Source organism: Devosia geojensis, assembly GCF_000969415.1.
Taxonomy (GTDB): domain Bacteria; phylum Pseudomonadota; class Alphaproteobacteria; order Rhizobiales; family Devosiaceae; genus Devosia; species Devosia geojensis.
In genome coordinates this window covers 16,027-42,680 of sequence record NZ_JZEX01000020.1, presented here as the reverse complement: position 1 = coordinate 42,680, position 26,654 = coordinate 16,027, and the positions used below count along the sequence as shown (strand labels likewise).

30 protein-coding genes are annotated in these 26,654 nt (G+C 66.0%); 16 read left to right on the top strand and 14 right to left on the bottom strand.

Features of this window, described 5'->3' with window-relative positions; all coding sequences use genetic code 11:
- Positions 1-30 precede the first annotated feature (30 nt).
- Entirely contained in the window at positions 31-354 is a 324-nt protein-coding gene (locus VE25_RS00915) for a luciferase domain-containing protein (RefSeq protein WP_046106694.1), read from the bottom strand.
- A gap of 476 nt (positions 355-830) precedes the next feature.
- Positions 831-998 (bottom strand): 50S ribosomal protein L33, encoded by a 168-nt coding sequence (rpmG, locus tag VE25_RS00910; RefSeq protein WP_046106693.1) that lies wholly within the window; start codon positions 996-998, stop codon positions 831-833.
- 123 nt (positions 999-1,121) lie between these two features.
- On the opposite strand from rpmG, the gene VE25_RS21600 reads away from it, so the two are divergent.
- The gene (locus tag VE25_RS21600) at positions 1,122-1,547 is read left to right on the top strand and encodes a hypothetical protein (RefSeq protein WP_052731640.1); all 426 of its coding nucleotides are present in this window, start codon (positions 1,122-1,124) and stop codon (positions 1,545-1,547) included.
- A gap of 144 nt (positions 1,548-1,691) precedes the next feature.
- Here the strand turns inward: VE25_RS21600 and VE25_RS00900 are convergent, their stop codons facing one another.
- The 3 genes from VE25_RS00900 to topA are packed head-to-tail and all read right to left on the bottom strand — an operon-like array spanning position 1,692 to position 6,979.
- A complete protein-coding gene (locus VE25_RS00900; protein ID WP_046106692.1) occupies positions 1,692-2,117 on the bottom strand; it encodes a DUF983 domain-containing protein in 426 nt (141 codons plus the stop codon).
- Positions 2,118-2,120: 3 nt separating this feature from the next.
- Entirely contained in the window at positions 2,121-4,403 is a 2,283-nt protein-coding gene (gene rnr, locus VE25_RS00895) for a ribonuclease R (protein ID WP_046106691.1), read from the bottom strand.
- Positions 4,403-6,979 (bottom strand): type I DNA topoisomerase, encoded by a 2,577-nt coding sequence (topA, locus tag VE25_RS00890; protein ID WP_046106690.1) that lies wholly within the window; start codon positions 6,977-6,979, stop codon positions 4,403-4,405. Before topA ends, rnr begins: the two co-directional genes overlap by 1 nt.
- A gap of 114 nt (positions 6,980-7,093) precedes the next feature.
- On the opposite strand from topA, the gene VE25_RS00885 reads away from it, so the two are divergent.
- Both VE25_RS00885 and VE25_RS00880 read left to right on the top strand, forming a co-directional pair.
- Positions 7,094-7,678, top strand: coding sequence for a uridine kinase family protein (locus tag VE25_RS00885; RefSeq protein ID WP_046106689.1), 585 nt, complete (start codon positions 7,094-7,096; stop codon positions 7,676-7,678).
- 71 nt (positions 7,679-7,749) lie between these two features.
- Complete coding sequence (locus VE25_RS00880) at positions 7,750-8,430, top strand: alpha/beta fold hydrolase (protein ID WP_046106688.1); 681 nt, start codon at positions 7,750-7,752, stop codon at positions 8,428-8,430.
- 31 nt (positions 8,431-8,461) lie between these two features.
- Here the strand turns inward: VE25_RS00880 and VE25_RS00875 are convergent, their stop codons facing one another.
- From VE25_RS00875 to ruvX, 7 genes are all read right to left on the bottom strand, one after another.
- Positions 8,462-8,788 carry a type II toxin-antitoxin system RelE/ParE family toxin gene (locus VE25_RS00875; protein ID WP_046106687.1) on the bottom strand — a complete coding sequence of 109 codons (327 nt, stop codon included), beginning with the start codon at positions 8,786-8,788 and terminating at the stop codon, positions 8,462-8,464.
- Positions 8,788-9,054, bottom strand: coding sequence for a ribbon-helix-helix domain-containing protein (locus VE25_RS00870; protein ID WP_046106686.1), 267 nt, complete (start codon positions 9,052-9,054; stop codon positions 8,788-8,790). The genes VE25_RS00875 and VE25_RS00870 overlap by 1 nt, the downstream gene beginning before the upstream one ends.
- 69 nt (positions 9,055-9,123) lie before the next feature.
- On the bottom strand, positions 9,124-10,263 hold the full coding sequence (gene dprA, locus VE25_RS00865) for a DNA-processing protein DprA (RefSeq protein ID WP_046106685.1): 1,140 nt from the start codon (positions 10,261-10,263) through the stop codon (positions 9,124-9,126).
- A 1-nt stretch (position 10,264) separates the two neighbouring features.
- Complete coding sequence (gene plsY / locus VE25_RS00860) at positions 10,265-10,861, bottom strand: glycerol-3-phosphate 1-O-acyltransferase PlsY (RefSeq protein WP_046106684.1); 597 nt, start codon at positions 10,859-10,861, stop codon at positions 10,265-10,267.
- A complete protein-coding gene (pyrC, locus tag VE25_RS00855; RefSeq protein ID WP_046106683.1) occupies positions 10,858-12,159 on the bottom strand; it encodes a dihydroorotase in 1,302 nt (433 codons plus the stop codon). Before pyrC ends, plsY begins: the two co-directional genes overlap by 4 nt.
- Positions 12,156-13,151: an aspartate carbamoyltransferase catalytic subunit gene (locus VE25_RS00850; RefSeq protein WP_083988642.1), complete on the bottom strand. Its 996-nt coding sequence runs from the start codon at positions 13,149-13,151 to the stop codon at positions 12,156-12,158. The genes pyrC and VE25_RS00850 overlap by 4 nt, the downstream gene beginning before the upstream one ends.
- A 263-nt stretch (positions 13,152-13,414) precedes the next feature.
- Positions 13,415-13,876: a Holliday junction resolvase RuvX gene (gene ruvX / locus VE25_RS00845; RefSeq protein WP_083988641.1), complete on the bottom strand. Its 462-nt coding sequence runs from the start codon at positions 13,874-13,876 to the stop codon at positions 13,415-13,417.
- Between the two features lie 92 nt (positions 13,877-13,968).
- On the opposite strand from ruvX, the gene VE25_RS00840 reads away from it, so the two are divergent.
- The 9 genes from VE25_RS00840 to VE25_RS00800 all read left to right on the top strand — a co-directional run bounded on the left by VE25_RS00840 (position 13,969) and on the right by VE25_RS00800 (position 19,081).
- Complete coding sequence (locus tag VE25_RS00840) at positions 13,969-14,229, top strand: CopG family ribbon-helix-helix protein (protein ID WP_046106681.1); 261 nt, start codon at positions 13,969-13,971, stop codon at positions 14,227-14,229.
- Positions 14,229-14,504 (top strand): type II toxin-antitoxin system RelE/ParE family toxin, encoded by a 276-nt coding sequence (locus tag VE25_RS00835; protein WP_046106680.1) that lies wholly within the window; start codon positions 14,229-14,231, stop codon positions 14,502-14,504. Before VE25_RS00840 ends, VE25_RS00835 begins: the two co-directional genes overlap by 1 nt.
- Positions 14,501-15,025, top strand: a complete 525-nt coding sequence (locus VE25_RS00830; RefSeq protein WP_046106679.1) for a hypothetical protein — start codon at positions 14,501-14,503, stop codon at positions 15,023-15,025. Before VE25_RS00835 ends, VE25_RS00830 begins: the two co-directional genes overlap by 4 nt.
- A gap of 93 nt (positions 15,026-15,118) precedes the next feature.
- Positions 15,119-15,406 (top strand): Asp-tRNA(Asn)/Glu-tRNA(Gln) amidotransferase subunit GatC, encoded by a 288-nt coding sequence (gatC, locus tag VE25_RS00825; protein ID WP_046106678.1) that lies wholly within the window; start codon positions 15,119-15,121, stop codon positions 15,404-15,406.
- A gap of 3 nt (positions 15,407-15,409) precedes the next feature.
- Positions 15,410-15,892: a GNAT family N-acetyltransferase gene (locus VE25_RS00820; RefSeq protein ID WP_046106677.1), complete on the top strand. Its 483-nt coding sequence runs from the start codon at positions 15,410-15,412 to the stop codon at positions 15,890-15,892.
- A gap of 44 nt (positions 15,893-15,936) precedes the next feature.
- Positions 15,937-17,421: an Asp-tRNA(Asn)/Glu-tRNA(Gln) amidotransferase subunit GatA gene (gene gatA / locus VE25_RS00815; RefSeq protein WP_046106676.1), complete on the top strand. Its 1,485-nt coding sequence runs from the start codon at positions 15,937-15,939 to the stop codon at positions 17,419-17,421.
- Between the two features lie 133 nt (positions 17,422-17,554).
- The gene (locus tag VE25_RS00810; protein WP_046106699.1) at positions 17,555-17,872 is read left to right on the top strand and encodes a hypothetical protein; all 318 of its coding nucleotides are present in this window, start codon (positions 17,555-17,557) and stop codon (positions 17,870-17,872) included.
- Positions 17,873-17,943: 71 nt separating this feature from the next.
- A complete protein-coding gene (locus VE25_RS00805; protein WP_046106675.1) occupies positions 17,944-18,252 on the top strand; it encodes a hypothetical protein in 309 nt (102 codons plus the stop codon).
- A gap of 70 nt (positions 18,253-18,322) precedes the next feature.
- Positions 18,323-19,081, top strand: coding sequence for a ZIP family metal transporter (locus VE25_RS00800; protein ID WP_046106674.1), 759 nt, complete (start codon positions 18,323-18,325; stop codon positions 19,079-19,081).
- 154 nt (positions 19,082-19,235) lie between these two features.
- Here VE25_RS00800 and VE25_RS00795 read toward each other — a convergent pair whose 3' ends face one another.
- Together VE25_RS00795 and erpA are read right to left on the bottom strand one after the other, a co-directional pair.
- Positions 19,236-19,904 carry a 5'-methylthioadenosine/S-adenosylhomocysteine nucleosidase gene (locus VE25_RS00795; RefSeq protein WP_046106673.1) on the bottom strand — a complete coding sequence of 223 codons (669 nt, stop codon included), beginning with the start codon at positions 19,902-19,904 and terminating at the stop codon, positions 19,236-19,238.
- Positions 19,861-20,208, bottom strand: a complete 348-nt coding sequence (gene erpA, locus VE25_RS00790) for an iron-sulfur cluster insertion protein ErpA (protein WP_046106672.1) — start codon at positions 20,206-20,208, stop codon at positions 19,861-19,863. Before erpA ends, VE25_RS00795 begins: the two co-directional genes overlap by 44 nt.
- Positions 20,209-20,292: 84 nt before the next feature.
- On the opposite strand from erpA, the gene VE25_RS00785 reads away from it, so the two are divergent.
- The 4 genes from VE25_RS00785 to VE25_RS00770 all read left to right on the top strand — a co-directional run bounded on the left by VE25_RS00785 (position 20,293) and on the right by VE25_RS00770 (position 26,652).
- On the top strand, positions 20,293-21,495 hold the full coding sequence (locus tag VE25_RS00785; RefSeq protein ID WP_244466833.1) for a deoxyguanosinetriphosphate triphosphohydrolase: 1,203 nt from the start codon (positions 20,293-20,295) through the stop codon (positions 21,493-21,495).
- A 173-nt stretch (positions 21,496-21,668) separates the two neighbouring features.
- A complete protein-coding gene (gene argS / locus VE25_RS00780; protein ID WP_046106670.1) occupies positions 21,669-23,417 on the top strand; it encodes an arginine--tRNA ligase in 1,749 nt (582 codons plus the stop codon).
- Positions 23,418-23,518: 101 nt separating this feature from the next.
- The gene (locus VE25_RS00775; protein WP_152664462.1) at positions 23,519-25,654 is read left to right on the top strand and encodes an SPOR domain-containing protein; all 2,136 of its coding nucleotides are present in this window, start codon (positions 23,519-23,521) and stop codon (positions 25,652-25,654) included.
- Positions 25,655-25,857: 203 nt separating this feature from the next.
- Positions 25,858-26,652, top strand: coding sequence for a segregation and condensation protein A (locus VE25_RS00770; protein WP_046106668.1), 795 nt, complete (start codon positions 25,858-25,860; stop codon positions 26,650-26,652).
- The last annotated feature ends 2 nt before the right edge of the window (positions 26,653-26,654 follow it).

Below are 26,654 nucleotides of genomic sequence, written 5' to 3'. Positions count from 1 at the left end.
CTCGAGGGGGAGGGGAGCGGCTCCGGTGGCTCACTTACCCACCAGCCGCTCGTAGTTCATTCGCATCATCGCGATCACGTCCTCGACGTCCTCTGCGGTGCGGATGCGGCGGGCTGCTGGACCCTGGGCATCGGGGAACACCGGGTGGTGGGTGATGCGGCCCTGCGCCTTCAGCTCGCGCCAGAGGGGCTTGGGGAAGAAGAAGTGGGCGACGCTGTCGCCGTGGAGATGGCCGATCTCATGGCCGTTGACCTTGAAGGCCCATTCGCCGCGGCTGCCGTAGCCGCTGGTGACATCGGGCCAGGACGTGACGATCAAGGTGATGTGCTCGCTGGCGGTGAGGGTGTCCGTCATATTGCTGTCCTTGCTTGGCATTTCTGCAGGACGGGCGAGTCTGCAACCTCAAGCACTGTTGAGGTCAAGAGGGACGGGGAGGGGGCGCGGGAACTGCCGAAGCGTCGGCGCAATTCGAGATATTAGGGTTATCGCTTATACTTAACAAAAGCTTGCCGGTTGCCGGCCGCGGGTTTTGCTTGTGTTTGATTCGGCAAGGAGTAGGGTCCCGGCAAACGAGCCAAGGGATACGTGTTTCCCCTGAGCTCCGGGCTCCCTACGGTTCTTCTCAGGTCCGCCGCAACTCCTGAGTCCGTAGGGCGGCTGGTCCGGTCGCCGTGAGAGTGGCCTCTTCAACATGCGCGCCGGACCAGCCACTCCTCTTTCATGTTAGCTCCAAGTCCGTCGGCCCGGACAGAGACGATCCCGCACTAACCACAACAAAAAAACCCCGCATGGCTCATGCGGGGTTTTGCATTTCGTTCCGGAAAGCCCGACTACTTGATCTTGGCTTCCTTGAACTCGACGTGCTTGCGCGCCACCGGATCGTACTTCTTGAAGGCGAGCTTCTCGGTCTGGGTGCGGGCGTTCTTCTTGGTCACGTAGTAGAAGCCAGTATCAGCCGTCGACACGAGCTTGATCTTGACGGTGTTGGCTTTGGCCATTTTGGTGGTCCTTCTGAACAGCGGAAAGCGCCGCGATGGGCGGCGCTGAGAATTTGCGCGCAACCTACGGATTTGTAGGCGATTGTCAACTGGCAGGATGCGTGAAAGCCAAGGAGACCAGCCATGCCGCAACCGACGGACCTTCTCAAGAAGCTGCAGATCAAGTCCGGTGCGCGGCTCTGGCTGGTCAACGTGCCGCGCGAGATCGCCGAGGAGCTGACGGCTGGGGCCGAAGTCGAGCCGGTGCGTGCGGGCGAGGACTTCGACGGCGCCATCGCCTTCTGCGAGACGATTGCCGAGCTCGAGAGCTTTTCGGCGCAGATCCTCAAGCGGCTGCCCGAGGACGGGCTTTTATGGTTCGCCTACCGCAAGGGCGAAGCGGCGGCGGAATCAGGGTTCAACCGCGACAAGGAGTGGGAGAGCGTCTACGCGCGGAGTCTGCGGCCCGTGCGGCAGATCGCGTTCGACCATACCTGGAGCGGCGTGAGGTTTCGCCCGGCCGCGAAGGTCAAGGCGAAGGAGGGATCGCGGTTTTCGCCGGCAGGGTGACGGTGCCACGCCTCGTGGTTCGAGGGTCGCTTCGCTCCCGCCTCACCATGAGGCTACTGGGATTCGAGTGCGCCGCACCAGTAGCCTCATGGTGAGGTGCCCGCTGAGCGGGCCTCGAACCACGAGGCGTGGCAGAATGCGGAGTTACTGCCCCGCGACTTCCCGGTGGGCCGGATTGAAGCCGTGCATCTTGAGCGCCCATTGCAGGCCGACGATCGCGCCCTTGATCGAGGGCAGCATGGCGAGCGGGAGGATGACTGCCAGCGGCAGCATGGTGAAGACGTAGGTCATCGGGTGCACCCGCCAGACCATCTCCATATGCATCATGATGCCGACCAGCACGTGGCCGACGATGAAGATCGCGATATAGGGCGGCAGGTCATCGGCGCGGTGATGGAAGAACTCCTCGCCGCAGGCGGGGCACTCGTCGACGACCTTGAGATAAGAGCGGAAGAGCTTGCCCTTGCCGCATCTGGGGCACCGGCAGAGCGCGCCTTTCCATATGGCATCGCCAACGCTGCGCTTTTCGACGGCGGTGGTATCGACGTTTGTGCTGATCTCGACGCCCATGGCTTACCTCTTTCGGCGGCCCCGCGGCCCGCCGGCCATAGATCGGCGTTTCGCGCCCGAACGGAAAGATGGCGGTTTGACGCGGGGGCCTTCCGAGAGCATCTCGAAACGCAGGGCTCCGGCGACGGGCGCGGCCTCCAGTAGCCGGACGGTTACCGGATCGCCGAGGCCGAATTTTTCCCCCGTGCGTTCGCCGATCATGGCCTGCTGCTCCTCGACATGGCGGAAATAGTCGCTGCCGAGGGTGGAGGCGGGGATGAAGCCGTCGGCGCCGGTGTCGCTCAGGCGCACGAAGAGGCCCGAGCGGGTGACGCCCGAGATGCGACCCTCGAAGCGTGAGCCGATGCGCTCGGCAAGGAACTGGGCGAGGAGCCGGTCGGCGGTCTCGCGCTCGGCGAGCATGGCGCGGCGTTCGGTCGCCGAGATGTGCTGGGCGATGCCGGGGAGCTTGGCCGTCTCGTTCTCACTGAGGCCGTCATTGCCGAGGCCCAGGGCCGCAATCAGCGCGCGGTGGACGATGAGGTCGGCATAGCGGCGGATGGGCGAGGTGAAGTGGGCGTAGCGGTCGAGATTGAGGCCGAAGTGGCCGTAGTTCTCGGCGGCGTATTCGGCCTGGGCCTGGCTGCGCAGCACCATCTCGCTGACCTGCTCGATGTTGCCGGCCTTGCGGGCCTGGGCGAGGATGCCGTTGAACTGGCTCGGCTTCATCGCGTCGGTCTTGGCCATCGAGATGTCGAGGGATGCGAGAAACTCGCGCAACGCGCCGAGCTTTTCGCGGCTCGGCTCGTCGTGGACGCGGTAGAGGAGGGGCGTCTTCGCCTTTTCCAGCGTTTCGGCCGCGGCGACGTTGGCGGCGATCATCATCTCCTCGATGAGCCGGTGCGCGTCGAGCCGTTCGGGGATGTGGATATCGGCGACGAGGCCGTCTTCGCCGAGCAGGATCTTGCGCTCGGGCAGCTCGAGGTCGAGCGGCGACCGCTTGTCTCGCGCCTTGGCCATGGTGGCATAGGCGGCCCAGAGGGGTTTCAGCACAGGCTCGAGCAGCGGGCCGGTCTTGTCATCGGGCTTGCCGTCGATGGCGGCCTGGGCTTGCTGGTAGCTCAATTTGGCGGCCGAGCGGATGAGGACGCGGTGGAAGCTGTGGCTTTTCTTGCGGCCATCGGCGCCGATGACCATGCGCACGGCGAGCGAGGGACGCGCCTCGCCTTCGCGCAGCGAGCAGAGGTCGTTGGAGATGCGCTCGGGCAGCATGGGCACGACGCGGTCGGGGAAATAGACCGAATTGCCGCGCAGGTACGCCTCGCGGTCGAGCGCCGTGCCGGGGCGCACATAGGCGGCAACGTCCGCGATGGCGACGCGCACGATATGGCCGCCGGGGTTCTTCGGGTCCGTGTCGGGCTCGGCCTGCACGGCGTCGTCGTGGTCCTTGGCGTCGGCCGGGTCGATGGTAAGGAGCGGAATGTCACGCCAGTCTTCGCGACCCTTCAAGGTCGCGGGCTTGGCCGCCTCCGCCTCGCGCTCGACGGACGCCGGGAAACGATAGGGGATCTCGAGGTTGTGGATGGCGATGAGGCTGACCGCGCCCTCGGACTTGGGATTGCCGATGACGTTGGTGACGCGGGCGCGCGGGATCATCAGCCGGCCCGAGAGCTTGACGTCGACCTCGACGAGGTCGCCGTCCTGCGCTTCCCCGAGGTCGCCGAGGGGAATGCGCATTTCCTTCTGCTTGCGGTCGACGGGGATCAGCCGCGCGCCATCCTCGTCGCGGCGCACGATGCCGATATGGGCGCGGCGCGGCTTGTCGAGGATCTTCATCGGGCGGGCGGTGTAGCGCGGGACCGGACCGTCACCGGCATCTATGCGGGCAAGGATGCGGTCGCCGGGGGCCGGCGCGACGCGGGCCGACTTGCCGCCGACGACGGAGACGCGCGGAGGCTCGCCTTCCTCCTCGTTCCACTGGGCGGGGAAGGCGTGGAGATCGTCAGGATCGGCGTCGGAGGGAATATCGAGGACGGTCACCGCCGGCAGGGCCGCTGTGCGGCGGATGGCCTTGCGGGTGCGGGTGATGACGCCCTCGCCCTCGAGCTCGTTGAGCATCGCCTTGAACGGACGGCGCAGGTCGCCGCGGATGCCGAAGACCTTGGCAAGATCGCGCTTGCCCTTGAGGTCGGTCTCGTTGGCGAGCGCTTCGAGAATCTGCTCGCGGGTCGGGAGTTCGCCGGGCGTCGCCTGGCGGGGCCGCCTGGGGCCCGAGGTGTTCCTGTTTCTGGTTGGCGCTTTGGCCATTAATTCGCTTTTTCTGCCGCTTTCTTCTTGGTTGCGGCCTTTTTCGTGGTGGCTTTGCGAGCCGGAGCTTTCCTCGCCTTGCCACCCGTCTGGGCGGCGCGGGCGGCGATCCATTGGACCGCCTGATCGAGCGTCACGTCCTCGGGCTTGATGTCCTTGGGGATCGTCGCGTTGATCTTGCCCTGATTCACATAGGGACCATAGCGCCCGGCTCGCACGGTAATCGGGCCGTCGTCGTGCTCGAACGTCTTGATTGCGGCTGGCGTTGCACGCCCTCCGCGCGAACCTCCGTTGGCGGCCTTCTGGGCGAGGGCGTCGACGGCGCGGTTAAGGCCGACGGTGAACACCTCTTCCACATCGGAGAGGTTGGCGTATTTGCCGTCGTGCAGGACGAAGGGGCCGTAACGGCCGATGCCCGCCGATATGGGAAGCCCGGTTTCGGGATGCAAGCCCACCTCGCGCGGCAAGGATAGAAGCTGCAGCGCCTTGTCGAGCGTCATGGCCTCCTGCGCCCAGCCTTTCGGCAGGGACGAGCGCTTGGCGTCCTTGCCGTCGCCGAGCTGCACATAGGGGCCGAAGCGGCCGGACTTGAGGAAAACCTCCTCGCCGCTCTCGGGATCGGCGCCGAGCACGCCATCGCCGGCGCCAGCCGTTTCCGCATTGCCGGTCGCGGCATCGGAAAGCTGCATGGTGTACTTGCACTCGGGATAGTTGGAGCAGCCGATGAAGGCGCCGAACTTGCCGAGCTTCAAGGACAGCTGGCCGGTGCCGCAGTTGGGGCAGCGGCGCGGATCGCTACCATCGGCGCGGGGTGGGAAGATGTGATCGGTCAACAGATCGTTGAGCGCGTCGAGGACTTCCGAGACGCGCAGATCCTTGATCTCGGCGATGTGGTTGGAAAAATCCTGCCAGAACTCGCGCAGCACCTGCTTGTAGTCGAGCTCGCCGGCCGAAATCTGGTCGAGCTGCTCCTCGAGGCCGGCGGTGAAGCCGTACTCGACGTAGCGGCGGAAGAAGCTCTCGAGGAAGGCGGTGACGATGCGGCCGCGGTCCTCGGGCACCAGCGCCCGCTTGTCGAGCCGCACATAGTCGCGGTCCTTGAGGGTTGCGAGCGTCGCCGAATAGGTGGAGGGGCGGCCGATGCCGATCTCCTCCATCTTCTTGATGAGGCTGGCTTCGGTATAGCGCGGCGGTGGCTGGGTGAAGTGCTGCTCGATCAGCGCCTCTTCCAACGCCGGCTTGTCGCCTATGGCGAGCGGGGGCAGCTCGCGGCTGTCCTCGTCATCCTCGTCCGCATCGGTCGATTTCGCCTCGACGCCATAGAGGGCGAGGAAGCCGGGGAAGGTCACGACCGAGCCGACGGCCCGCAGCTCGATGTCGCGGCCGGGAACGTTGACGGCGATGTCGGCGGTGGTGCGCTCGATCTCGGCCGATTTCATCTGGCTGGCGAGGGTGCGCCGCCAGATGAGGCCATAAAGCCTGGCCTGATCCGGATCGCTGTTCCGCATCGTATCGGGATGCTTGAACATGTCGGTCGGGCGGATGGCCTCGTGCGCTTCCTGGGCGTTCTTGGCCTTGGTCTGGTAGATGCGCGCCTTCTCGGGCAGGTAGTCGGCGCCGAATTCCTTGGCGATGGCGCGGCGTGCCTGGTCGATGCCCTCGGGCGACATCTGCACCGCATCGGTACGCATGTAGGTGATCAGCCCGTCCTCGTAGAGGCGCTGGGCGATTTGCATGGTGCGCGAGGGCGAGAGGCCGAGGCGCGAGGAGGCGTCCTGCTGGAGGCTCGAGGTGGTGAAGGGCGCGTAGGGGTTGCGTCGCGTCGGCTTCTTCTCGACGTTGGAGACGTTGAAGTTGCCGGCCTCGATGATCTTGCGTAGCGCGGTGGCTTCCGCCTCGTTCTTGATCGAGAGCTTGTCGGTCTTCTTGCCGTCGACCGAGAACAGGCGCGCCTCGAAGCTCTTGCCCTTCTGATTGAAGCGGGCGCCGACGGACCAGTATTCCTCAGGCTTGAACCGCTCGATCTCGGCCTCGCGATCGCAGACGAGCCGTAGCGTCACCGACTGCACGCGGCCGGCCGAGCGCGAGCCGGGGAGCTTCCTCCAGAGGATCGGGGAGAGGGTGAAGCCGACGAGATAGTCGAGCGCGCGGCGAGCCAGGTAGGCGTCGACCAGGGGTTCATCGATGTCGCGCGGATTGGCCATCGCCTCGGTCACCGCGTCCTTGGTGATGGCGTTGAACATCACGCGCTTGACGGGTGTGTCCTTCCTGATCGCCTTCTTCTGTTTCAAGACATCCAGCAGGTGCCAGGAGATGGCTTCGCCCTCGCGATCCGGGTCGGTGGCGAGGATCAGTTCGTCGGCGCCCTTCAAGGCGTTGGCGATGTCGCTGATGCGCTTGCGGGCGGCCGAGTCCACCTCCCACGACATGGCGAAATCCTCGTCGGGACGCACCGAACCGTCCTTGGCCGGCAAATCGCGGACATGGCCGAACGAGGCCAGGACTTCATAGTCCTTGCCCAAATACTTGTTGATTGTCTTGGCCTTAGCCGGACTTTCAACGATAACGACCTTCATGGAAACCCGATCCGCAACTGCAACTCGAAAGCGCGGGCAACATGGTGAAGGCAAGGGGCGGTGTCAACGGGGAGGGGTATTGGTATCGTGCGGGGAGGCGGGGAGGATAGGCAAATGATGAGCATGGACGAGGCCGTCGAGGCTGTTCTCCGGTTGCCGCAGGGGAGTCTCATCGGCATCGACGGACTGCCGTGCTCGGGCAAGAGCACCCTGGTCGAACGGATCGAACGGCGCATGCAGGCAGCGTGTATCTATCTCGACGACTTCGTGCGGCCGGAGCAGGACTGGCCATCGCGGAACCGGCCGGCGTTCCCGTTCGAATATATCCAGTACGAGGCGTTCCTCAGCACGGTGCGGGCGCTTGCCGAGGAGGGGACCTGTTCGTTCCATCCATACGATTGGCAGACGCGTGCGGTGGTGCCGGAAGCGCGGACGATCACGCGGGAGCAGACGGTGATCGTCGAGGGCGTCTCGGCGCTGCACCCGGAGCTGGCGCCGCTCTACGACCTCAAGATATTCGTCGAGAGCGACCGGGCGACGACACTGGACGCCTCGTTCGCACGCGGCGTCGGCGGCTGGGAGACGGAATGGCGGGAGCTGTTCCTGCCGAGCGCCGACCTCTACATGGCGACCGATCCGAAGGGGCGGGCGGATCTGACGGTCGCGGGAGGAGTGGAGGCATTGGGCGGCGCGATCTGAGCTTCAAATGCAACTGGTTGCAATATGCAATCTAGTGTGCCACTCTTCCCGCCCGGAAAGAGGAGAGTGACATGGCCGAGCGGACCAACTTCGTCATCGTGCACGGCGCATGGACGGGAGGCTGGTCGTGGATGCGGGTGGTGGACCGCCTGCACGACCGTGGCCACCGCGCCTTCGCTCCGACGCTGACGGGACTTTGCGAGCGCTCGCATCTCAATGCGGTCGGCGTCGACCTCGATATGCACATCACCGATATCGTCAACGAGATCGTCTGGAAGGACCTGACCGATGTCGTGCTCGTCGCTCACTCCTACGGCGGATTGGTCGGCGCCGGCGTCGTCGAGCGAGTGCCGGAACGGATTGCTTCGCTGGTGTTCGTCGATGCGTTCATTGCCGAAGACGACAAGTCGTTTGCCGACATGGTGCCGGGGTGGGAGCCGACCGAAGCCCTCATCGACTCCCCGCCGACGTCGCCGGGCGACTATCTGGACGAGGCAGACCGCGCCTGGGTCGACACCAAGGCGTGTCCGCAGCCGGCGGGCACCATGACGCAAAGGATGCGGGTGACCGGCGCCTACAAGAAGGCGCCGAGGAAAATGTTCATCGTGGCGATGGGCTGGGATGGCTTCCAGGGCACGGCGGAAAAGCTGGAGCGCGAGGGCGGATGGACGGTGCACCGGCTGGCCTGTGGGCACGATGTGCCGATCGACATGCCGGACGAACTGACGGAGTTGTTGGTGGAGGCGGCGTGAGCGTGTTCAGCAGTGTGTCGGATTGCGCTGCTCAGGTCGGACTGGTGTCATTCGAATCGTCCTGCAGGATCGTTTCGTAGTCGTGACCGCCGTAGAAGACACCGATGATGGAAACGGTCTCGACATCCACAGCAAAGGCGATCACCGCGCGTCTCCTGTAATTCGTGATGCGCAGGCCAAGCCGGACGTCGTCTCGCTTGGTTCCCCGATGGGGGAAGGTATGCAGACTCTCGCAATAGCTCACGATGGCTTCGGTATATCGCGCCGCGATGTCGGGCGACGCTGCGCGCGCAATATGCCGGTAGAGCCCGGCAAGTTGTTCCAACGCTTCTGGGCTGAAAACGACGCGATGGCGCATCACTTCTTGGAGTGTTCGACCGCAAGGCGCGCGCGAACCTGGTCGGCGGTGAGGCCGCGGGCGGGATCAGCTTTCAGGGCGTCATAAGCTGGACCGACCTCGTTGTGCAGCCAGCTTTCCACGACGCGATCCCGGGCTATCAATGTTCGTAAGCCGTCGCGGATCACTTCGCTTTCGCTGGCGTACTCGCCGGCTCGTACTTTGGCTTTCACCATATCCGCCATGTCGCTGGGCAGAGTAATGCTCATTTGCCGGGTTGTTCGCATGGCTGGCACCTTAGTAGTAGGATTAAATCATACTACGTTGAATGCCAGCAATCCAGCTTTCCGTAGTGTCTATTCATACCGCAATGCCACCAGTTGCCCGCTCGACCATTCGATGCGGCCGGCAAGGTCGAGCTCCAGGAGCAGCATCTGGATGGCCGATACGGCGAGGCCGGTTTGGGAGATGATATCGTCCACCGCGACGGGCGTGGTGCTCAGGGCCTCGATGAGGCGGGAGCGGTCGTCGGAGGAGGGCGGGGGCAGATCGAGGGAATCGCCGAGGGCGTCGAGGTCGGGTTCCCAGTCGGGATCGAAGAGAGTGGTGCGGGCCGGGTCGGCGCTCGCGAGGGTCTCGATGATGTCGGCGGCGCAGGTGACGAGCTTGGCGCCCTGCTGGATGAGGGCGTTGCCGCCTTCGGCGCGCGGATCGAGCGGGGAGCCGGGGACGGCGAAGACGTCGCGGTTCTGCTCCAGTGCTAGGCGCGCGGTGATGAGCGAGCCGGAGCGCTTGGCGGCTTCGACGACGACAATGCCGAGGGATAGACCGGAAACCAGTCGGTTACGCCTCGGAAAATCGCGGGCCCGAGGCTCCCAGCCCATGGGCATTTCGGTCAGAAGAGCGCCGCCGTGGTCGAGGATTTCCTGGGCGAGCGGAATGTTCTCGTCCGGATAAATGCGGTCGAGGCCGCCGGCGAGGACGGCGACGGTGCCGGTCGTGAGGCTCGCGCGGTGGGCGGCGGCGTCGATGCCGCGGGCGAGGCCGGAGACGATGGTGTAGCCGCGCTCGCCGAGGTCGAGCGCGAGCGTGCGCGTCATCTTCTGGCCGGCCGAGGAGGCGTTGCGGGCCCCCACGATCCCGACCGTGCGCTGCCAGTCGAGGCTCTCGCCGCCAGCGATGGTGACGAGCGGCGGGGCGGCGGGGATGAAGCGCAGGTGACCGGGATAGTCGGCCTCACCGCTGGCGACGAGCCGGGCGCCGACCGCCTCGATGGCGGCGAGCTCGTCTTCGGCTTGCATCTGCGTGGTGATGCGCACGCCCCGTCCGGTGTTGCGCACGAGCTCGGGCAGAGCGTCGAGCGCCGCCTCGGCCGAGCCGAAGCGGTTGAGGAGCTGGCGGAAGGTGACGGGGCCGACGTTCTCGGTGCGCAGGAGCCGCAGCCAGGCGAGGCGTTGGGGCCGGCTCAGCGCGATGCTTCCCGGCCTTTCGCCCATGCTATTTGCCCTGGCCGATCTTGGGTTCGGTGCCGGCTATGAGACGCCCGATATTGCTGCGGTGCTGGAAGATGAGCACCAGGGCGATCAGCGCCGAGGTCAGCGCGAGCGGGGTGCCGGAGAAGGAATAGGCAAAGAGCGGAGCGGTGACCGAGGCAGTCAGAGAGGCCAGGGACGACATCTTCTGGGTCAGGGCGATGAGCAGCCACACGGCGCAGAAGATGAGACCGACGGGCCAATAGAGCGCCAGCAGGATGCCGATGAAGGTCGCAACGCCCTTGCCGCCCTTGAAACTGAGCCAGACCGGAAAGCAGTGGCCGAGGAAGGCGAAGCCGCCGGCGATCATGGCGGGGACCTCGCCCCAGTAGTAGCGGGCGATGAGGACGGCGATGGCCGCCTTGCCGGCATCGAGGATCAGCGTTCCCGCGGCAAGGCCCCGATTGCCGGTGCGCAGCACATTGGTCGCTCCGATGCTGCCCGAGCCGATATTGCGCACATCGCCAAGGCCCGCCATGCGGGTGAGGATGAGGCCGAAGGGGATGGAGCCCAGCAGGTAGCCGAGGGCGGCGGCGTAGAGATTGACGACTTCGAAGGTCATGCCAGAGCCTCCTCGCTCAGCTCGAAGACGGTCTTGCCGCCGACGATGGTGCGCATCGCCTTGCCCGCGAGCCGCGCGCCCTCGAAGGCGGTGTTGCGCGAGCGCGAGCGCAGCTCGGTTTCCTTGACCTGCCAGGGGTAGTCGAGATCGACGAGCACCAGATCGGCCGGCGCGCCGCGGGCGATGCGGCCGGTCGGCAAGCCGAGGATCTGGGCAGGGCGGAAGGTCATGGCGCGCAGCACCGTCATCAGGTCGACATCGCCGTTGTGGACGAGGCGGAGCGCGGCGGCAAGCAGGGTTTCGAGGCCAATGGCGCCGTCCGAGGCTTCGGCGAAGGGCTGGCGCTTGACCTCGGTGTCCTGCGGATCGTGGTCGGAATGGATGGTGTCGATGACACCCGAGCGCAGGCCTTCGATGACGGCGAGGCGGTCGTCCTCAGTGCGCAAGGGCGTCGCCAGCTTGAAATAGGTGCGATAGCGGCCGACGTCGTTCTCGTTGAGGGTCAGGTTGTTGATCGAGACACCGGCGGTGACGCGATTCGATTTTTGCTTGGCCTCGCGCACGAGCGAAACGGATCCGGCCGTCGAGATCTGGGCGGCATGGTACTTGACCCCGGTCAGGAGCGCGAGCTGCAGGTCGCGGGCGAGGGGGATGGTCTCGGCTTCGCGCGGAATGCCCTTGAGGCCGAGGATGGTGGCGAAAAGCCCTTCGTTCATCACGCCATCGCCGGTCAGCCCCTTGTCGAACGGCAGGTGGGCGACGGGCATGTCGAAATTGGCCGCGTAAGTGAAGGCGGCGCGCAGCAGGGCGCTCGACTGGATCGACTGCTTGCCATCCGAGAAGCAGACGGCGCCGGCCTCCTGGAGGAGGCCGAACTCGGTGATCTCGGCGCCGGCGAGGCCCTTGGTGATGGCGGCGGCGGGCAGCACGCGCACTTGCGAAGTCGCCTCAGCCCGCCGGACGAGGAAGTCGACCAGCGCGCCGTCGTCCACAGCCGGAGTTGTATCGGGCATCATCACGAAGCTAGTGACGCCGCCGGCCGCGGCCGCTTCGCCAGCCGATTGCAGCGTTTCCCGGTATTCCTTGCCGGGCTCGCCGACAAAAACGCGCATGTCGATAAGGCCGGGGGCGAGGACGAGGCCTCGCGCGTCGATGATTTCGGCGCCCTGGGGAGCGCCGGGCGTGCCGGCGGTGTCGATGTCGGAGATCAGGCCGTCCTCGACCAGCACGGCGCCGCGCGTGTCGGTCATCGAGGCCGGATCGACGATGCGGGCGTTGGTGATGACAAGGGCGCTCATCGCGGCGCTCCGTTGCTGTCGGGCAGCAGCGCATCGAGCACCGCCATGCGCACGGCAACGCCCATCTCCACCTGGTCGGTGATGACCGAACGGGGGCCGTCGGCAATCGCCGGATCGATCTCGACGCCGCGGTTCATCGGGCCGGGGTGCATGACGATGACGTCGGGCTTGGCGTTCTTCAGCTTGGCTGCGTCGAGGCCGTAGAACCGGTAGTATTCGCGCACGGACGGGATCATCTTGCCGTTGGCGCGCTCGTGCTGCAGGCGCAGCATCATGACGACATCCACGCCCTTGAGGCCTTCTTCCATGTCGGTGAAGACCTCGGTCGCGAGCTGCTCGATGCCGGCGGGCAGCAGGGTTTTCGGCGCGATGACCCGGGTGCGCACGTTGAGGGCGCCGAGCAGCAAAAGGTTCGAGCGGGCGACGCGCGAGTTGGCGATGTCGCCGCAGATGGCGACGGTCAGTCCGGCGATGCGGCCCTTGTGCTGGCGGATGGTCAAGGCATCGAGCAGGGCCTGGGTCGGGTGCTCGTGGGCGCCGTCGCCGGCGTTGATCACCGAGCAGCCAACCTTTTGCGACAAGAGCTCCACCGCGCCCGCCGCCGAGTGGCGCACGACCAGCACGTCCGGGCGCATGGCGTTGAGCGTCGCGGCGGTGTCGATCAGCGTCTCGCCCTTGGTGACGGAGCTCGTCCGCACCGACATATTGACGACCAGCGCACCGAGGCGTTTGCCGGCGATCTCGAACGAGGACTGCGTGCGCGTCGAGGGCTCGAAGAAGAGGTTGATCTGCGTCTTGCCCGAGAGGGTCGAAAGGGATTTCCGCTCCTGGCGCGAGACGGGTATCATCCGCTCGGCGCGATCGAGCAGTTCCACGATCTCGTGCTGGGCGAGATCGGCGATGGAGATGAGATGGCGCTGGGAAAATGGAGGGAAGCCGGCGAGCCGGCCGGGAAGATCGCCCGAGGCGTTGGCTGGCGAAGACTGGGCCATGCGCTCCGATCCTGATGGATTGGCAGGGGTCTAGCCGCTGGTGTCGGTTTTGGCAATCGACATTGGCCGACACCAACAGACAAAATGGAGTTGCGGGCGTGGGCTCGGGGAAGGCCCCCTCACCCGGCCCCTGACGGGGCCGACCTCTCCCCCAGGGGAGAGGTGGCGGGCTCCTGGCCGTAGTGCCTCCCTTCACCTCCCTTGGGGGAGAGGTCGCGCGAAGCGCCGGGTGAGGGGCCTTTCGCTCGTAGGTACGCTGAATATCAATCCCGCCGCAGCCGGTCGAGCGCACCCTGCAGGATGTAGCTGGCCGCCAGCTTGTCGACGATCTCCGCACGGCGGTCGCGCCGGAGGTCCGCCTCGATCATCATGCGGGTGACGGCGCTGGTCGAGAGCCGTTCGTCCCAGAAGGCGATGGGTATCGGCGTTTTCTGGGCAAGATTGCGGGCAAAGGCGCGCGTCGACTGGACCCGCGGGCCTTCCGAGCCATCCATATTGAGCGGCAGGCCTAGGATGATGGCGACGGCATTGTTCTCCGCGATGAGCGCGAGGATCCGCTCGGCGTCCTGGGTGAACTTGGTGCGCTTGATCGTTTCGAGCGGCGTCGCGCTATAGCGCAACGCGTCCGACACCGCGACGCCGATGGTCCTGGTGCCGAGATCGAGGCCGAGGAGCTTGCCGGAAGCGGGCAGGTCGGCGAGGGGGTTTGTAAAAGTTTCGGACATGAGCCTGTCTATCATTTCAATGAAAGAAGTTCATCTCGCTGTGGACTGAATCAGTTTCAATCATTATGATTGGCTTTGATTGGAGATGAGTCATGGAAACGAAGGTCCTGACGGCGCATGTTCCCCTCGAACTGGCCGAGCGCGTCGATGAAACCGCAACGCGTCTGGAACGGTCTCGCGCCTGGGTAGTGAAGCAAGCCCTGACTGAATGGCTGTTGCAGGAAGATGAACGGCGACGGTTGACGCTCGAAGCACTCGCGGACGTCGAGGCCGGGAATGTCATCGACCATGATGCTGTCGAGGCGTGGGCCAAGAGCCTGAGCTCTGGCAATCCACTTTCGCCGCCGCGTTGATGCGGCTGCAATGGACGCGGGCTGCGGTCAGCGATCTGACGCGGCTGCATGATTTTCTGAAACCCGTCAATGAAAATGCGGCGGCGCGAGTGGTGCAGATGCTGACAGCCGCGCCCAGTCGCCTGCTGCAATATCCCCGCATCGGTGAGCGCCTCGACGAATTTGCGCCTCGTGAGGTGCGGCGGATTATCGTTGGGCACTACGAGTTGCGTTACGAACTCGCCGGCGAAGTGATCTACGTGCTTCGCATCTGGCATACGCGAGAGGAACGATGAAACTCACCTGGTTCGGCGATACCGCCATCCGAATCTATATCGGCGGGCAGATTTTCGTGGTCGATCCGCAGCTTGCGCCGGGCGGGGTGGACCAGGCCGAGCTTGCGGCGGGAGCGGAGAAGGTGTTGCGGCTGGCTGGTGGGGACGGCGCCGAGACGATCGATCCGCGCAACTGGCGGCCGCAGAAGGCGCCGCGGATGATCGATGAGGGCGAGGGATTGCCGCCGGTTCGGCTCTACCGCATCGGGCTGTCCGCATTGCTGATCGATGCCGTGGGGGAAGCGCCCCTGATGCTCGCTGGCCATGACGATCTGGAGTTCGGGCGCTGGGCGGATGGGGCAGTGGTGGTGCTGTTCGGGGCTGGACAGGCGGCGGCGAAATTGCTCGATGCAGCGCGGCCCAAGCTCATAGCCCTTGCCGGAGGCGAGGAGGCGGTGGACGCGACGGTCGGCGCCATCCGTGATCGGCTGGACGGGGCAGGGCTCGTGGCAATGGAGCCCGGATTGGCCGTGGAAGTTTGATACGTGCCATAAGGCAAAATCGTTGTCTTTTGTCCGGGCGCGTTGCTAAAAGCGCCAGATCGGACGAACCAATCCCGTTTTCTGGAGTATTGCATGTCGGTTGACGCGACCACCGTGAAGCGTATCGGGCGCCTAGCGCGGATTCGGATCGAGGAGAACGAAGTCGCTGCCTATCAGAGCGAACTCAATGCGATCCTCGGTTTCGTTGAACAACTGGGTGAGGTGGATGTTTCGGGCGTCGAGCCGATGACGTCGGTCACGCCCATGGAGCTGCGCCGGCGCGAGGACGCGGTGACGGACGGTGACTATCCGGAAAAGATCGTCGCCAACGCGCCGCTCTCGGAAGACAATTTCTTCATGGTCCCCAAGGTCGTGGAGTAGGCGATGGCCGTTACCGTCGCGATCGAGACGCCCTTGCAGGACGACGTACGCCGGCTGGTTGCGGCGCTGAACGACCATCTGCTGCCGCTCTCGCCCCTCGAATTCCAGTTCAAGATGACCGTCGAGCAGATGGCGGGCGCCGACACGAGCGTGTTCGTTGCGCGCACCGAAGACGGCCGGGCCGTCGGCATCGGGGCGCTGAAGGTGCATGATGCCGGGCTCGGAGAGGTCAAGCGCATGTTCACCGACCCGCAAGTGCGCGGGCAGCGGGTCGGGGTGGCGATCCTTCAAGCGGTGATCGAGCTCGCGAGGCAGAAGGGGCTTTCGCAGCTGATGCTGGAGACGGGCACGGGCGAAGGCTTTGCCGGCGCCCACCGGCTCTACGAGCGCTACGGCTTTACCCCGCGCGGTGCCTTCCTCGACTATCCCGACAGCGAGTGGTCGGCCTTCTATGAAATGCGGCTCACGGTGCCGGCGACCGCCTGAGCGGATGCGGCGCCTCCTGCCAAGACGAACGAAAGAGCTTTCTTTTGACTGATCTGACCAAACTCACGCTCGCCGACGCCCGCAAAGGGCTCAAGGCCAAGGACTTCACCTCGGTCGAGCTGACGCAGGCCTATCTCGACGCCATCGAGTCGGCCAACCCCAGCCTCAACGCCTATGTGGCGGTGACGCCCGAGCAGGCGACGGAGATGGCCAAGGCCAGCGATGAGAAGCTCGCCAAGGGCGAGGGTGGGGCGCTCGAAGGCATCCCGCTCGGCATAAAGGACCTGTTTGCCACCAAGGGGGCGCATACGCAGGCGGCCAGCCACATCCTCGACGGCTTCAAGCCGGAATACGAGTCGAGCGTCACCGCCAATCTCTGGCGCGACGGGGCGGTGATGCTGGGCAAGCTCAACATGGATGAGTTCGCCATGGGTTCGTCCAACGAGACGTCTTATTACGGGCCGGTCGTCAGCCCGTTCCGGGCGCAGGGGTCGAACGCCAACCTCGTGCCGGGCGGCTCCTCGGGCGGGTCGGCGGCGGCGGTGGCGGCCTGGCTCTGCGCCGGGGCGACGGCGACGGATACGGGCGGCTCCATCCGCCAGCCGGCGGCGTTCACCGGAACGGTCGGCATCAAGCCGACCTATGGGCGGTGCTCGCGCTGGGGGATTGTGGCGTTCGCGTCCTCTCTCGACCAGGCGGGGCCGATCGCGCGCACCGTCGAGGATGCGGCGATCCTGATGACCTCCATGGCCGGGTATGACCCCAAGGATTCTACCAGCGTCGACCTCCCGGTGCCCGATTTCGCCGCTGCCGTCGAGCGCGGCGTCAAGGGGCTGACCATCGGGGTGCCGCGCGAGTACCGGATGGACGGCATGCCCGAGGAGATCGAGGCGCTCTGGAAACAGGGGCTCGAGTGGCTGAAGGCCGAGGGGGCGAGCGTCAAGGACATCTCGCTGCCGCACACCAAGTACGCGCTGCCCGCCTATTACATCGTCGCGCCGGCGGAAGCGTCGTCGAACCTCGCTCGCTATGATGGCGTCAAGTATGGCCTGCGGGTCAGCGGCAAGGACATCACCGACATGTACGAGCTGACGCGCGCCGCCGGGTTCGGCCGCGAGGTCAAGCGCCGCATCATGATCGGCACCTATGTGCTTTCGGCCGGCTATTACGACGCCTATTACGTGCGGGCGCAGAAGGTGAGGACGCTCATCAAGCGCGACTTCGAGACTGCGTTCAACGACGGGGTCGATGCGATTCTTACCCCCGCCACGCCTTCGGCGGCGTTCGGCGTGGGCGACGAGGACATGAACGCCGATCCGGTCAAGATGTACCTCAACGACGTCTTCACGGTGACCGTCAACATGGCCGGCCTGCCGGGCATCGCCGTGCCGGCGGGCAAGGACGGCAAGGGGCTGCCGCTAGGTCTGCAGCTCATCGGCAAGCCGTTCGACGAGGAGACGCTCTTTGCCGCGAGCCGGGTGATCGAAAAGAGCGCGGGCCTCGATTTCTCGCCAACCCGTTGGTGGTAAGCTCCGTTATCAGGATGCCCCCGAATAGAGCCCGACCCTCGCTTTCCTTGATTGCGAGGGTTTTGGGCGTTATCTGGCCGGCAACGACAATCTTCCCGGCGCGCCCCTGCGCCGCACGACAATGGTGACGCGTATGGCCAATGATGTTTTCTCGACCCTCGACTGGTCCGAGCCGCCCAAGGACATGACGAAGCCTCTGCAGGCGCTGTGGTGGATCAAGAAGGGCGGCTTCCGGGTCGGTCCGGAATGGGAGCAGGCCCATATCATCTGCCAGGCGATGGAAGGCGTGCAGGCTTTCGACTGGGTGCATGCTTTGCTGCATTGGGTCGAAGCGGACATGGGCAATGCGGACTACTGGTACCGCCGGGCCGGAAAGCGGCGCGCGACCGCCAGCGTTTCACAGGAGTGGGAACATATCGCGGCAGCACTCAGCGATGTGACCCGGCATTAGGTCCGGAGTGCCTTGCGGGCGCGCTCGTCCGCACCATATCCCACTGCGGACGATCCAGAACGGACCCCGCGATGAACGACAAGAACAGGCGGCGGCTCGACCGCCAATTCGACAAGATCGAACGCATGGCGCCGCCGGCGCAGCGGGTTCTGGCGTTCCTGCGCAGGCCAGGCGTCCGGCTCATCCGCGTTCCCCTCGGCATTCTCCTCGTCCTCGGCGGCATCTTCAGCTTCCTGCCGGTGCTCGGGCTCTGGATGCTGCCCGTCGGGCTTCTGCTGCTGGCGATCGACCTGCCGTTCCTGCGCGGCCCGGTGAACTGGAGCATCGTGCGGGGGCAGCGCCGGTGGACGACCTGGCGGCGCTCGCGGCGCAAGTTCTGAATCTCCCCTAGCCCCGGACAATCACGGCCGACCTGTGCTATGGCGTGGTCACCTTCCAGGAGGTGCGACCATGCCCATGCCAGTCGAAGCGGCGCTGTGGGGACTGCTCAGCGGATCGGCGCTGGTCATCGGCGCGGTGCTCGGGTTCTTTCTCAAGCTTCCGCAGCGGCTTGTGGCCAGCGTGATGGCGCTCGGCTCGGGCGTGCTGATCTCGGCGGTGGCGTTCGACCTCATGGACGAGGCTTTCCAGCAGGCCGGATTCGGGCCGGCGGCGACGGGGTTCGTCACCGGAGCCGTCCTCTATACGCTCGCCAACATAGTCGTCTCGCGCCAGGGCGCGCGGCACCGCATGCGTTCGGGCTCGGATCCCAAGGAACGGCAGATGGACGCGGCGGCCGGTGGCGGGCTGGTCCTCGCGATCGGCGCGCTGCTCGACGGGGTGCCGGAATCCGTGGTGATCGGGGTGAGCCTGCTCGACGGAACGGGCGTGAGCATCGCGACCGTGGCGGCGGTCTTCCTCTCCAACGTACCGGAAGGGCTGTCGAGCTCGGCGGGAATGCGCCGGGCCGGTCGTTCGGCGGGCTATGTCTTTGCCGTCTGGGGCGGCATCGCGCTCGCTTCGGGCGTCGCCGCGTTCGTCGGCAATTGGGCGCTGGCAAGCGCCGATCCGGCGGTGCTCGCCATCGTCACCGCGCTCGCGGCGGGGGCAATACTGGCGATGATCGCCGATTCGATGATTCCGGAAGCGTTCGAGACGACGCATGAATTCACCGGGCTGATCGCGGCCAGCGGGTTCCTTGCGGCGTTCGCGCTGACGAAGCTGGCTTAGCGTATGGCGTTCCCGCCACGCCTCGTGGTTCGAGGCTCGCAAGGGCTCGCAAGGGCTCGCACCTCACCATGAGGACTACTGACATGCCGCGCCCTTTCATCAGCCCTCATGGTAAGGTGCGCCGACAGGCGCCTCGAACCACGAGGGCGTGGCACTATTGAACGAGTTCTCCCGCCGCGAAGGCGGCTTCGATCCTGTCCACGGCGTCAGCCAGTTTCTCGTCGATGATATGCAGGTACTGCGTCCAGTCGGAGAGATGCCCCAGTTCGTCGGCGCCATCGGAGATGCCGCGCAGCGCCATGAGGGGCACGCCGAAGGTCTGGCAGGCGCGGGCGAGCGCGAAGGTTTCCATGTCGACCATGTCGGCATCGATGTCGTCATAGCCGGGGCCGGAGACGACATTGGCGCCGGTCGAGAGGCGCGCCTGCGGGATGCCGGCAAGGATGGGAGAAAGCGGCAGCTCGCGCGGCAGGTCGAGCAGGGGAGTCTTGCCCTTCTCGAAGCCGAGGGCCGAGGCGTCCATGTCGCGGTAGGAGACCGAGGACGCCTGATAGAGGCCGGTCTGCTCGAGCGTGCGCGAGCCGGCCGAGCCCAGCGAGACGACGAGTTGCGGCAGATCGCCTTCGAGTTCGGCGCGGGCGAGAAAACGCGTCAGGACGACCGCGGCTTCCACCGGACCGATGCCGGTCATCAACGGCTTGATGCGCGCCTTGAGGGCAGGGCCATATTCGGGCTCCGCCGCCATGACATAGAGGATGCGCCCGGCCACCAGCGAAGCGCTAGACGGCGAAGCTCGTGCCGCAGCCGCAGGAGGCGACGGCATTGGGATTCTTGATCTGGAAGGACTGGCCGATCAGGTCATCGACATAATCGATCTCCGCCCCGCCCATGAATTCGAGCGAAAGGGAATCGATGAGGACCGTCGCGCCATTCTTTTCGAGAACGACATCGTCCTCGGCCGGCCGCTCCTGCACGAGGTTGTACTCGTACTGGAAACCGGAGCAGCCGCCGCCGGCCACGGAGATGCGCAGCACCGTGCCTTCCGGTTCCTTGGAAATAATCCGCGAGACGCGCTTGGCAGCGCGGTCGGTGAGGACTACTTGGGGGCGTTCGAGCACTTGCGTCATCGGTTTGCGTCCAGCCGTTGTCGTAACTTCATAACAGCAGTTGCAAGATAGGCGTTCCCGGTGCCGATGAAAAGGGGGCAGGATTTGGTCGAAACGGGTCAGCATGCCCCCTATGCATCCTTTCCCACGCGGTCGCGCGGGCGGGTCCATCCGACGGGCGAGAGCCCGACGCGTTCGGAATTCCAGCGCGACCGCGACCGCATCATCCATTCGACCGCCTTCCGCCGCCTGCAGCACAAGACGCAGGTGTTCCTCCATCACGAGGGCAAGCATTTCCGCAACCGGCTGACCCATACGCTCGAGGTCAGCCAGATGGCGCGCTCCATGGCGCGCTCGCTGCGGCTCGACGAGGACCTCGCCGAAGCGGTGGCGCTCTCGCACGACCTCGGGCACACGCCGTTCGGGCATGCGGGTGAGCGGGTGCTGAACGAGCTGATGAAAGAATTCGGCGGGTTCGACCACAATGTGCAGGCGCTGCGCGTCGTCACCCGCATCGAGAACCGCTATGCCGAGCACGACGGGCTCAATCTCACATGGGAGACGCTCGAAGGCATATTGAAGCATAACGGACCGCTGACCGACGCCGAGGGGAGGCCGGTCGGCCGGTATGTCGAGGAGGGGTTGCGGGCCGGACTCGACGATATTTCGGCGAGCGAGGACCTGCGCATCGACACCTACGCCAGCCTCGAAGCGCAGGTGGCGGCGATCGCCGACGACATCGCCTACAACGCCCACGACATCGACGATGCGCTGCGGGCGGGGCTGCTGGGGCTCGGTGAATTCGCCGAGGTGCCGATGGTGGGATCGATCCTTGCCGAGGTGACTGCACGCTATCCCGATATTCCGGTCAAACGGCAGACGCACGAGGTGCAGCGGCGGCTCATCACCCGGGCGATCGAGGACGTCATCAAGAGGAGCGCGGCCGAGATCGCGGCGTCCGGCGTCGCGAGTTCGGACGATGTGCGGGCGGCGGGACGCGCGCTGGTCCGGTTTTCCGAACCGATGGCAGAGGCGGAAAAGGGGCTGAAGCGCTTCCTCTTTGATCGCGTCTACCGGCACGAGGACGTGATGCGGCCGGTGCGCGAGAGCGAAGCCGTGGTGGCCGGGCTTTTCGGGCGGTATATGGATGGGGCGTCGATGCCGGGCCGATGGGGCGAAGCGATGATGGCGGCTCCTGACGAAGCGGGCAGGGCGCGGATCGTTGCCGATTTCATCGCCGGCATGACCGACCCCTACGCGCTCGACGAATACGAGCGCCTGTTTGACGCTCGACCCGATTTCCGATAGGCGGCATCCACGCTGGCAACGCGCTCCGGAGTCATCCCCGCGAAAGCGGGGACCTCTATTTGCGGTTCGGCAATACTGGTAACAGAGGTTCCCGCTTTCGCGGGAATGACCCGGTGAGAAAAGCATAGCTCGTCAGCTTTGCCGTACCACCCAACTTCACAGTTCAGGTTCCCATGGACATCTTTGCCCTTTTCTCAACGCGCGTCGCCGATGCCCTCAAGTCGCTCTATCCGGACGTCTCCGCTGAGCTGCTTGCACGTATCGTGGTCGAGCCGCCGCGAGACGCGGGGCATGGGGACCTTTCGACCAATGCCGCGATGGTCGTCGCCAAGCCGCTGGGCAAGAACCCGCGCGAGGTGGCGACGGCGCTCGCCGCCAGGTTCGAGGGAGATGCGGACGTGACCTCGGTCGAGGTCGCGGGGCCGGGTTTTCTCAACTTCCGGCTGGCGCTGCCCGTCTGGCACGAGGTGCTGCGGGCGATCGCCGCAGAAGGCGCGGACTATGGCCGCTCGAACATCGGCAAGGGCGAGCGGGTCAACGTCGAATATGTGTCCGCAAACCCGACCGGTCCGATGCACGTGGGCCATACGCGTGGCGCCGTCTTCGGCGACGCACTGGCCTCGTTGATGGAATATTCGGGCTATGACGTCACGCGCGAATACTACATCAACGATGCCGGCGGGCAGGTCGACGTGCTGACCCGCTCGGCGCTGCTGCGCTACCGCGAGGCGCTGGGCGAGACCATCGATATCCCGCCGGGTCTCTATCCCGGCGATTATCTCATTCCGGTCGGCAAGGCCCTGGCGGACGAGTTCGGCGCGAGCCTGCTCGACAAGCCGGAGGACGAGGCGCTGGCGCTGGCGAAGGACCGGGTGCTCGCCGCGATGATGGAGCTCATCAAAGCGGACCTCGCCAAGCTCGGCATCCGCCACGAGGTGTTCTTTTCCGAGCGCACGCTGCATGGGCAGGGCGGAGATATCGATACGACCATCGACTGGCTGCGTGAGCAGGGCATGGTCTATCAGGGCCGGCTCGAGCCGCCCAAGGGCAAGACCGACCTCGACGATTGGGAAGACCGCATACAGACCCTCTTCCGCGCCACGGACTATGGCGACGACGTCGACCGCGCACTGCTCAAGTCCGACGGGTCCTATACTTATTTCGCCGCCGACATCGCCTATCACCGCACCAAGTACATGCGCGGCTTCAAGCACATGATCAACGTGCTGGGCGCCGATCATTCGGGGTACGTCAAGCGCCTGCAGGCGGCGGTGAAGGCCGTTTCGCACGGCGAGGCGGATATAGACGTCAAGATCTGCCAGCTCGTGCGGCTGATGAAGAACGGCGAGCCGTTCAAGATGAGCAAGCGCTCGGGCGACCTCGTCACCGTCGCCGACGTGGTCGACGAAGTGGGACCGGACGCGACCCGCTTCATGCTGCTCTTCCGGCGGAACGACGCGGCGATGGACTTCGATTTCGACCTGGTCAAGGAGCAGACGCGGGACAACCCGGTGTTCTACGTGCAGTATGCGCACGCCCGGGCCTGCTCGGTTTTCCGGGTGGCCGAGCGGGACATGCCGGGTGTCGACCTCTCGAAGGCGGCACTGGCGGCGGCCGAGATCGAGCGGATCGAGACGCCCGACGAACTGGAGCTCGTGAGGCTGCTGGCCGCATGGCCGCGGGTCGTGGCGGGAGCCGCTGCGGCGCACGAACCGCACCGCGTCGCTTTCTATGTCCACGATCTCGCGGCCGCGTTCCACGGGTTCTGGGCGAAGGGCAAAGAGAGTATTGGTTTGCGTTTTGTTAACGCGGACGATCCAATGCTTACATTGGCGCGACTCGCCCTCGTCGACGCCGTACGGCAGGTTCTTGTCAATGGCCTGCAAATACTGGGGGTGACTGCACCCGAAGAGCTTTCATAATTCGGGCGCATTGGTGTGATGACTGTCGCGACCGCCCCTTTAGGCGTTCGTTTCAGTAACGAAAGGGCGCTGCATCGATGACGACAGCGAAACCGCAGCAAGTGAACGATCAACCGGAAGCTGCCGACGACCTGATCGCCGAACTCGCCAAGTTGATGGCCCAGGACGCGCAGGGGGATCGCCGCGACAAGGCACCCGAACAGCAACCGGAAGAGACCGATCCCGCTCCGGCCGCCGTTGCCGCGTCTGAACCTCCAGGCGATGTTCCGGCTGCAGAGGATGCCGCTCCGGCGTCCGAGCCGTTCGCCTTCCGCTTGCCGGGCAGCGCTGCCGGTCCCACCGAACCGATCCCCGCGCCGCGCTTCGATATCGGGCAGGCCGAACCGGCCGCTCCCGAGCCGGTTGCTGATCCGGTCCCGCCGGCGCCGGAGCCCTTTGCCTTCGACTTCGGGCTGACGCCGCCGCGCGAGCCCGCATCGTCGCCGGCTGTCGAAGAGTCTCCCATCGCCCTCGACGAGGATCACGACACGATCGGCGATCTCATCGCCGCCGAGCTCGGCGAGGAAATCGACGCTGCCGAGGACGCGTTCAATAGCGATGCCGGGGCCGAAGCGCCGGAGCCCGCCATCGCTCCGACGCCGACGGTCAACGCAGCGCCGCAGGCGCCCGCGGTCGAGCCGCGCCGCGGCGACGCCTCCGATGGTTTCCGCATCGCCCCGGTTTTCGGGTTGGGCGGGCGGCGAGTGGAGCCCGCTCCGGCCCCCGTCCGCGAGCCGACGGCGGCGCGCGCCGAACCGGGCATCGGACAGGACCCGATCGACGATATCGAGACGCTGATCGGCGACGCCATCCGCGTGCAGAACCAGCCGACCGAACCGGAATTCGAGCCCGAGCCGGCGCGCGGGGACCCCGTCAACGCCGCTCCGGCGCTGCGCAGCCTTGCAACGCCCGTGCTGCCGCAGACAAGGCCTGCGCCTCAGCCCGATCCCGAGCCGATGAGCGCGGAGGCCACCATTCTGGCGGCCGCCGCCGCCACCGGCGCACAGGTCGGCTGGGCGGACGGACGCGAGACCGACTTCGAGCCGACGAGCGTCGAGGACGAGCCGCTGCCCCCACGGCGACGTGGCGGCATGGTGCGCGCCTTCGCCGGACCGGCGATCGCCGTCGTGGCGCTGCTGGCGGCCGGCATCGGCCTCTATTCCGTGCTGGGCCTCGGTGGCAATGACGGACCGGCGCCGCTTCTCACCGCCGACGCAGAGCCGGCCAAGGAAGTGCCCGAGCCCGCCGCGGAGCCGACCGCGCAGCAATCGGTGGTCTTCAACGAGATTTCCGGCAATTCGACGCCGGCCGAGAACGAGCAGCTCGTCTCGCGCGACCAGAGCCAGGCAAGCGAGGTTGCCAGCGCAACGCCCGCCGAGGACGCGAGCGCCGAAGGTCTCGTCAATCGCAGGGTGCGCACCGTGACGGTGCGGCCAGACGGTACGATCGTCGGTGGCGAGGACTCGGTGGCGGGCGCGGCCATGCTGCCGGTCGACCGTCCGAACGTGCCGGCGGTGCCGGGCGCCGAACAGGCTGTCGCTTCCGCCAACGCAACCGAGGGCGGGGCCGCCAATGCAGGCACTGCGGCAGGTGCCGCCGCCGGCGCGGCGGGCGCGACGACCGGTGCGCCGGCTGCCGACGGGGACGATCCCCTTGCCGCGCTCATCGCCACGGCGCCGGGCGATGCCGCGGCGACCGGCGGCACCCCCGCGACCACTCCGATCACGACCACTCCCGCGACGACCGCGACCAACGGCAACGTGCCGACGCCGATGCCGCGCATCGAACGTCCTTCGGCGCCTTCGACGATCACCAACGTCGCCGAGACCGCGCCGCAGGCGGCGAGCCAGCCGACCTCTTCGGTCAACGCGGTGGTCCAGGGCACGCTGCAGCCGGTCGGCGGGCAGGCTCAGGCCCCGGCCCAGCAGCAGGCTGCCGTCACGCAGCAGGCGAGCACCGCGCCTGCCTATGTGCAGCTCTCCTCGCAGCGCAGCGAAGAGGCCGCCCAGCAGACGGCGGCATCCCTGCAGAGCCGGTTCGGCAATCTCTTCGGCGGCACGACACTGGAGATCCAGCGCGTCGACCTCGGCGAGCGTGGCATCTACTACCGCGTGCGCCTGCCGGCGCAATCGCTGCAGAACGCCACGCAGATCTGCAACAACGTCAAGGCCGGCGGCGGCGACTGCTTCACGCTTTAGTTCACATCGTTGGTGCCGGAGCACATAAGGCCCCAACACCTCTCCCCCAAAGGGAGGTGTTGGGGCATCGCTGCGGTGTGCACCACCTCTCCCTTGAGGGAGGTCGCCCGAAGGGCGGGTGAGGGGGCCTCAGTGCCCAATTGTCTTGACGGCCCAATGCTCAACCGCCAAGGTCGCCGGACAACGGGAAGGCGCCCGCGGCAATGGCCGATACACCCAGCGACTGGTTCGATACGACGCCGGTGAGACAGCCGTCCGAAGAGGACGTGCTGCACGTCGACGTCAACGGCTATGAAGGGCCGCTCGACCTGCTGCTGGAGATGGCGCGTCGGCAGAAGGTGGACCTCGCCGCCGTCTCGATCCTTGCTCTCGCCGAACAATACCTGGCCTTCATAGAGACGGTGCGCCGCAAGCGCATCGAGGTGGCGGCGGACTATCTGGTGATGGCGGCCTGGCTGGCCTATCTCAAGAGCCGGCTGATGGTGCCGCAGGCGCCGAGCGACGACGAGCCGTCCGGCGAGATGCTGGCGGCCATGCTGCAGTTCCGCCTCAAGCGCCTCGAGGCGATGCGGGACGCGGCCAACCAGCTGGTCCACCGGCCGCGGCTGGGCCTGCGGGTCTATGCCCGCGGCGAGCCGGAGCCGATCGTCGTCGACCGGCGCAGCATCTGGGAAGCCAGCCTCTACGATCTTTTGAAGGCCTATGCGGGCCAGCGCGAGAGGGGCATCGTCAGCGACTATGCGCCCGTCCAGCGCACCGTCTGGTCCCTGCAGGATGCGCGCGAGATTCTCGAGCGGCTGATCGGCGAAAGCGCCGAGTGGATATCGCTCGATACCTACCTTGCCGACTATCTCGCTTCCCCGCAGGAAAGGGCGACGGTGCGCGCGTCGAGCTTCTCGGCCAGCCTTGAACTGGTGCGCCAGGGACAGGTAGAACTGCGCCAGGCATCGACGTTCGCTCCGCTCTTCGTGCGGCGGCGCAAGACTGACGGGCAATAGGT

Coding starts and splice junctions, on each gene's coding strand:
- VE25_RS00915 (WP_046106694.1), bottom strand. CDS start 354: ATGACGGACACCCTCACCGCCAGCGAGCACATCACCTTGATCGTCACG.
- rpmG (WP_046106693.1), bottom strand. CDS start 998: ATGGCCAAAGCCAACACCGTCAAGATCAAGCTCGTGTCGACGGCTGAT.
- VE25_RS21600 (WP_052731640.1), top strand. CDS start 1,122: ATGCCGCAACCGACGGACCTTCTCAAGAAGCTGCAGATCAAGTCCGGT.
- VE25_RS00900 (WP_046106692.1), bottom strand. CDS start 2,117: ATGGGCGTCGAGATCAGCACAAACGTCGATACCACCGCCGTCGAAAAG.
- rnr (WP_046106691.1), bottom strand. CDS start 4,403: ATGGCCAAAGCGCCAACCAGAAACAGGAACACCTCGGGCCCCAGGCGG.
- topA (WP_046106690.1), bottom strand. CDS start 6,979: ATGAAGGTCGTTATCGTTGAAAGTCCGGCTAAGGCCAAGACAATCAAC.
- VE25_RS00885 (WP_046106689.1), top strand. CDS start 7,094: ATGATGAGCATGGACGAGGCCGTCGAGGCTGTTCTCCGGTTGCCGCAG.
- VE25_RS00880 (WP_046106688.1), top strand. CDS start 7,750: ATGGCCGAGCGGACCAACTTCGTCATCGTGCACGGCGCATGGACGGGA.
- VE25_RS00875 (WP_046106687.1), bottom strand. CDS start 8,788: ATGCGCCATCGCGTCGTTTTCAGCCCAGAAGCGTTGGAACAACTTGCC.
- VE25_RS00870 (WP_046106686.1), bottom strand. CDS start 9,054: ATGCGAACAACCCGGCAAATGAGCATTACTCTGCCCAGCGACATGGCG.
- dprA (WP_046106685.1), bottom strand. CDS start 10,263: ATGGGCGAAAGGCCGGGAAGCATCGCGCTGAGCCGGCCCCAACGCCTC.
- plsY (WP_046106684.1), bottom strand. CDS start 10,861: ATGACCTTCGAAGTCGTCAATCTCTACGCCGCCGCCCTCGGCTACCTG.
- pyrC (WP_046106683.1), bottom strand. CDS start 12,159: ATGAGCGCCCTTGTCATCACCAACGCCCGCATCGTCGATCCGGCCTCG.
- VE25_RS00850 (WP_083988642.1), bottom strand. CDS start 13,151: ATGGCCCAGTCTTCGCCAGCCAACGCCTCGGGCGATCTTCCCGGCCGG.
- ruvX (WP_083988641.1), bottom strand. CDS start 13,876: ATGTCCGAAACTTTTACAAACCCCCTCGCCGACCTGCCCGCTTCCGGC.
- VE25_RS00840 (WP_046106681.1), top strand. CDS start 13,969: ATGGAAACGAAGGTCCTGACGGCGCATGTTCCCCTCGAACTGGCCGAG.
- VE25_RS00835 (WP_046106680.1), top strand. CDS start 14,229: ATGCGGCTGCAATGGACGCGGGCTGCGGTCAGCGATCTGACGCGGCTG.
- VE25_RS00830 (WP_046106679.1), top strand. CDS start 14,501: ATGAAACTCACCTGGTTCGGCGATACCGCCATCCGAATCTATATCGGC.
- gatC (WP_046106678.1), top strand. CDS start 15,119: ATGTCGGTTGACGCGACCACCGTGAAGCGTATCGGGCGCCTAGCGCGG.
- VE25_RS00820 (WP_046106677.1), top strand. CDS start 15,410: ATGGCCGTTACCGTCGCGATCGAGACGCCCTTGCAGGACGACGTACGC.
- VE25_RS00810 (WP_046106699.1), top strand. CDS start 17,555: ATGGCCAATGATGTTTTCTCGACCCTCGACTGGTCCGAGCCGCCCAAG.
- VE25_RS00805 (WP_046106675.1), top strand. CDS start 17,944: ATGAACGACAAGAACAGGCGGCGGCTCGACCGCCAATTCGACAAGATC.
- VE25_RS00800 (WP_046106674.1), top strand. CDS start 18,323: ATGCCCATGCCAGTCGAAGCGGCGCTGTGGGGACTGCTCAGCGGATCG.
- VE25_RS00795 (WP_046106673.1), bottom strand. CDS start 19,904: ATGCCGTCGCCTCCTGCGGCTGCGGCACGAGCTTCGCCGTCTAGCGCT.
- erpA (WP_046106672.1), bottom strand. CDS start 20,208: ATGACGCAAGTGCTCGAACGCCCCCAAGTAGTCCTCACCGACCGCGCT.
- argS (WP_046106670.1), top strand. CDS start 21,669: ATGGACATCTTTGCCCTTTTCTCAACGCGCGTCGCCGATGCCCTCAAG.
- VE25_RS00770 (WP_046106668.1), top strand. CDS start 25,858: ATGGCCGATACACCCAGCGACTGGTTCGATACGACGCCGGTGAGACAG.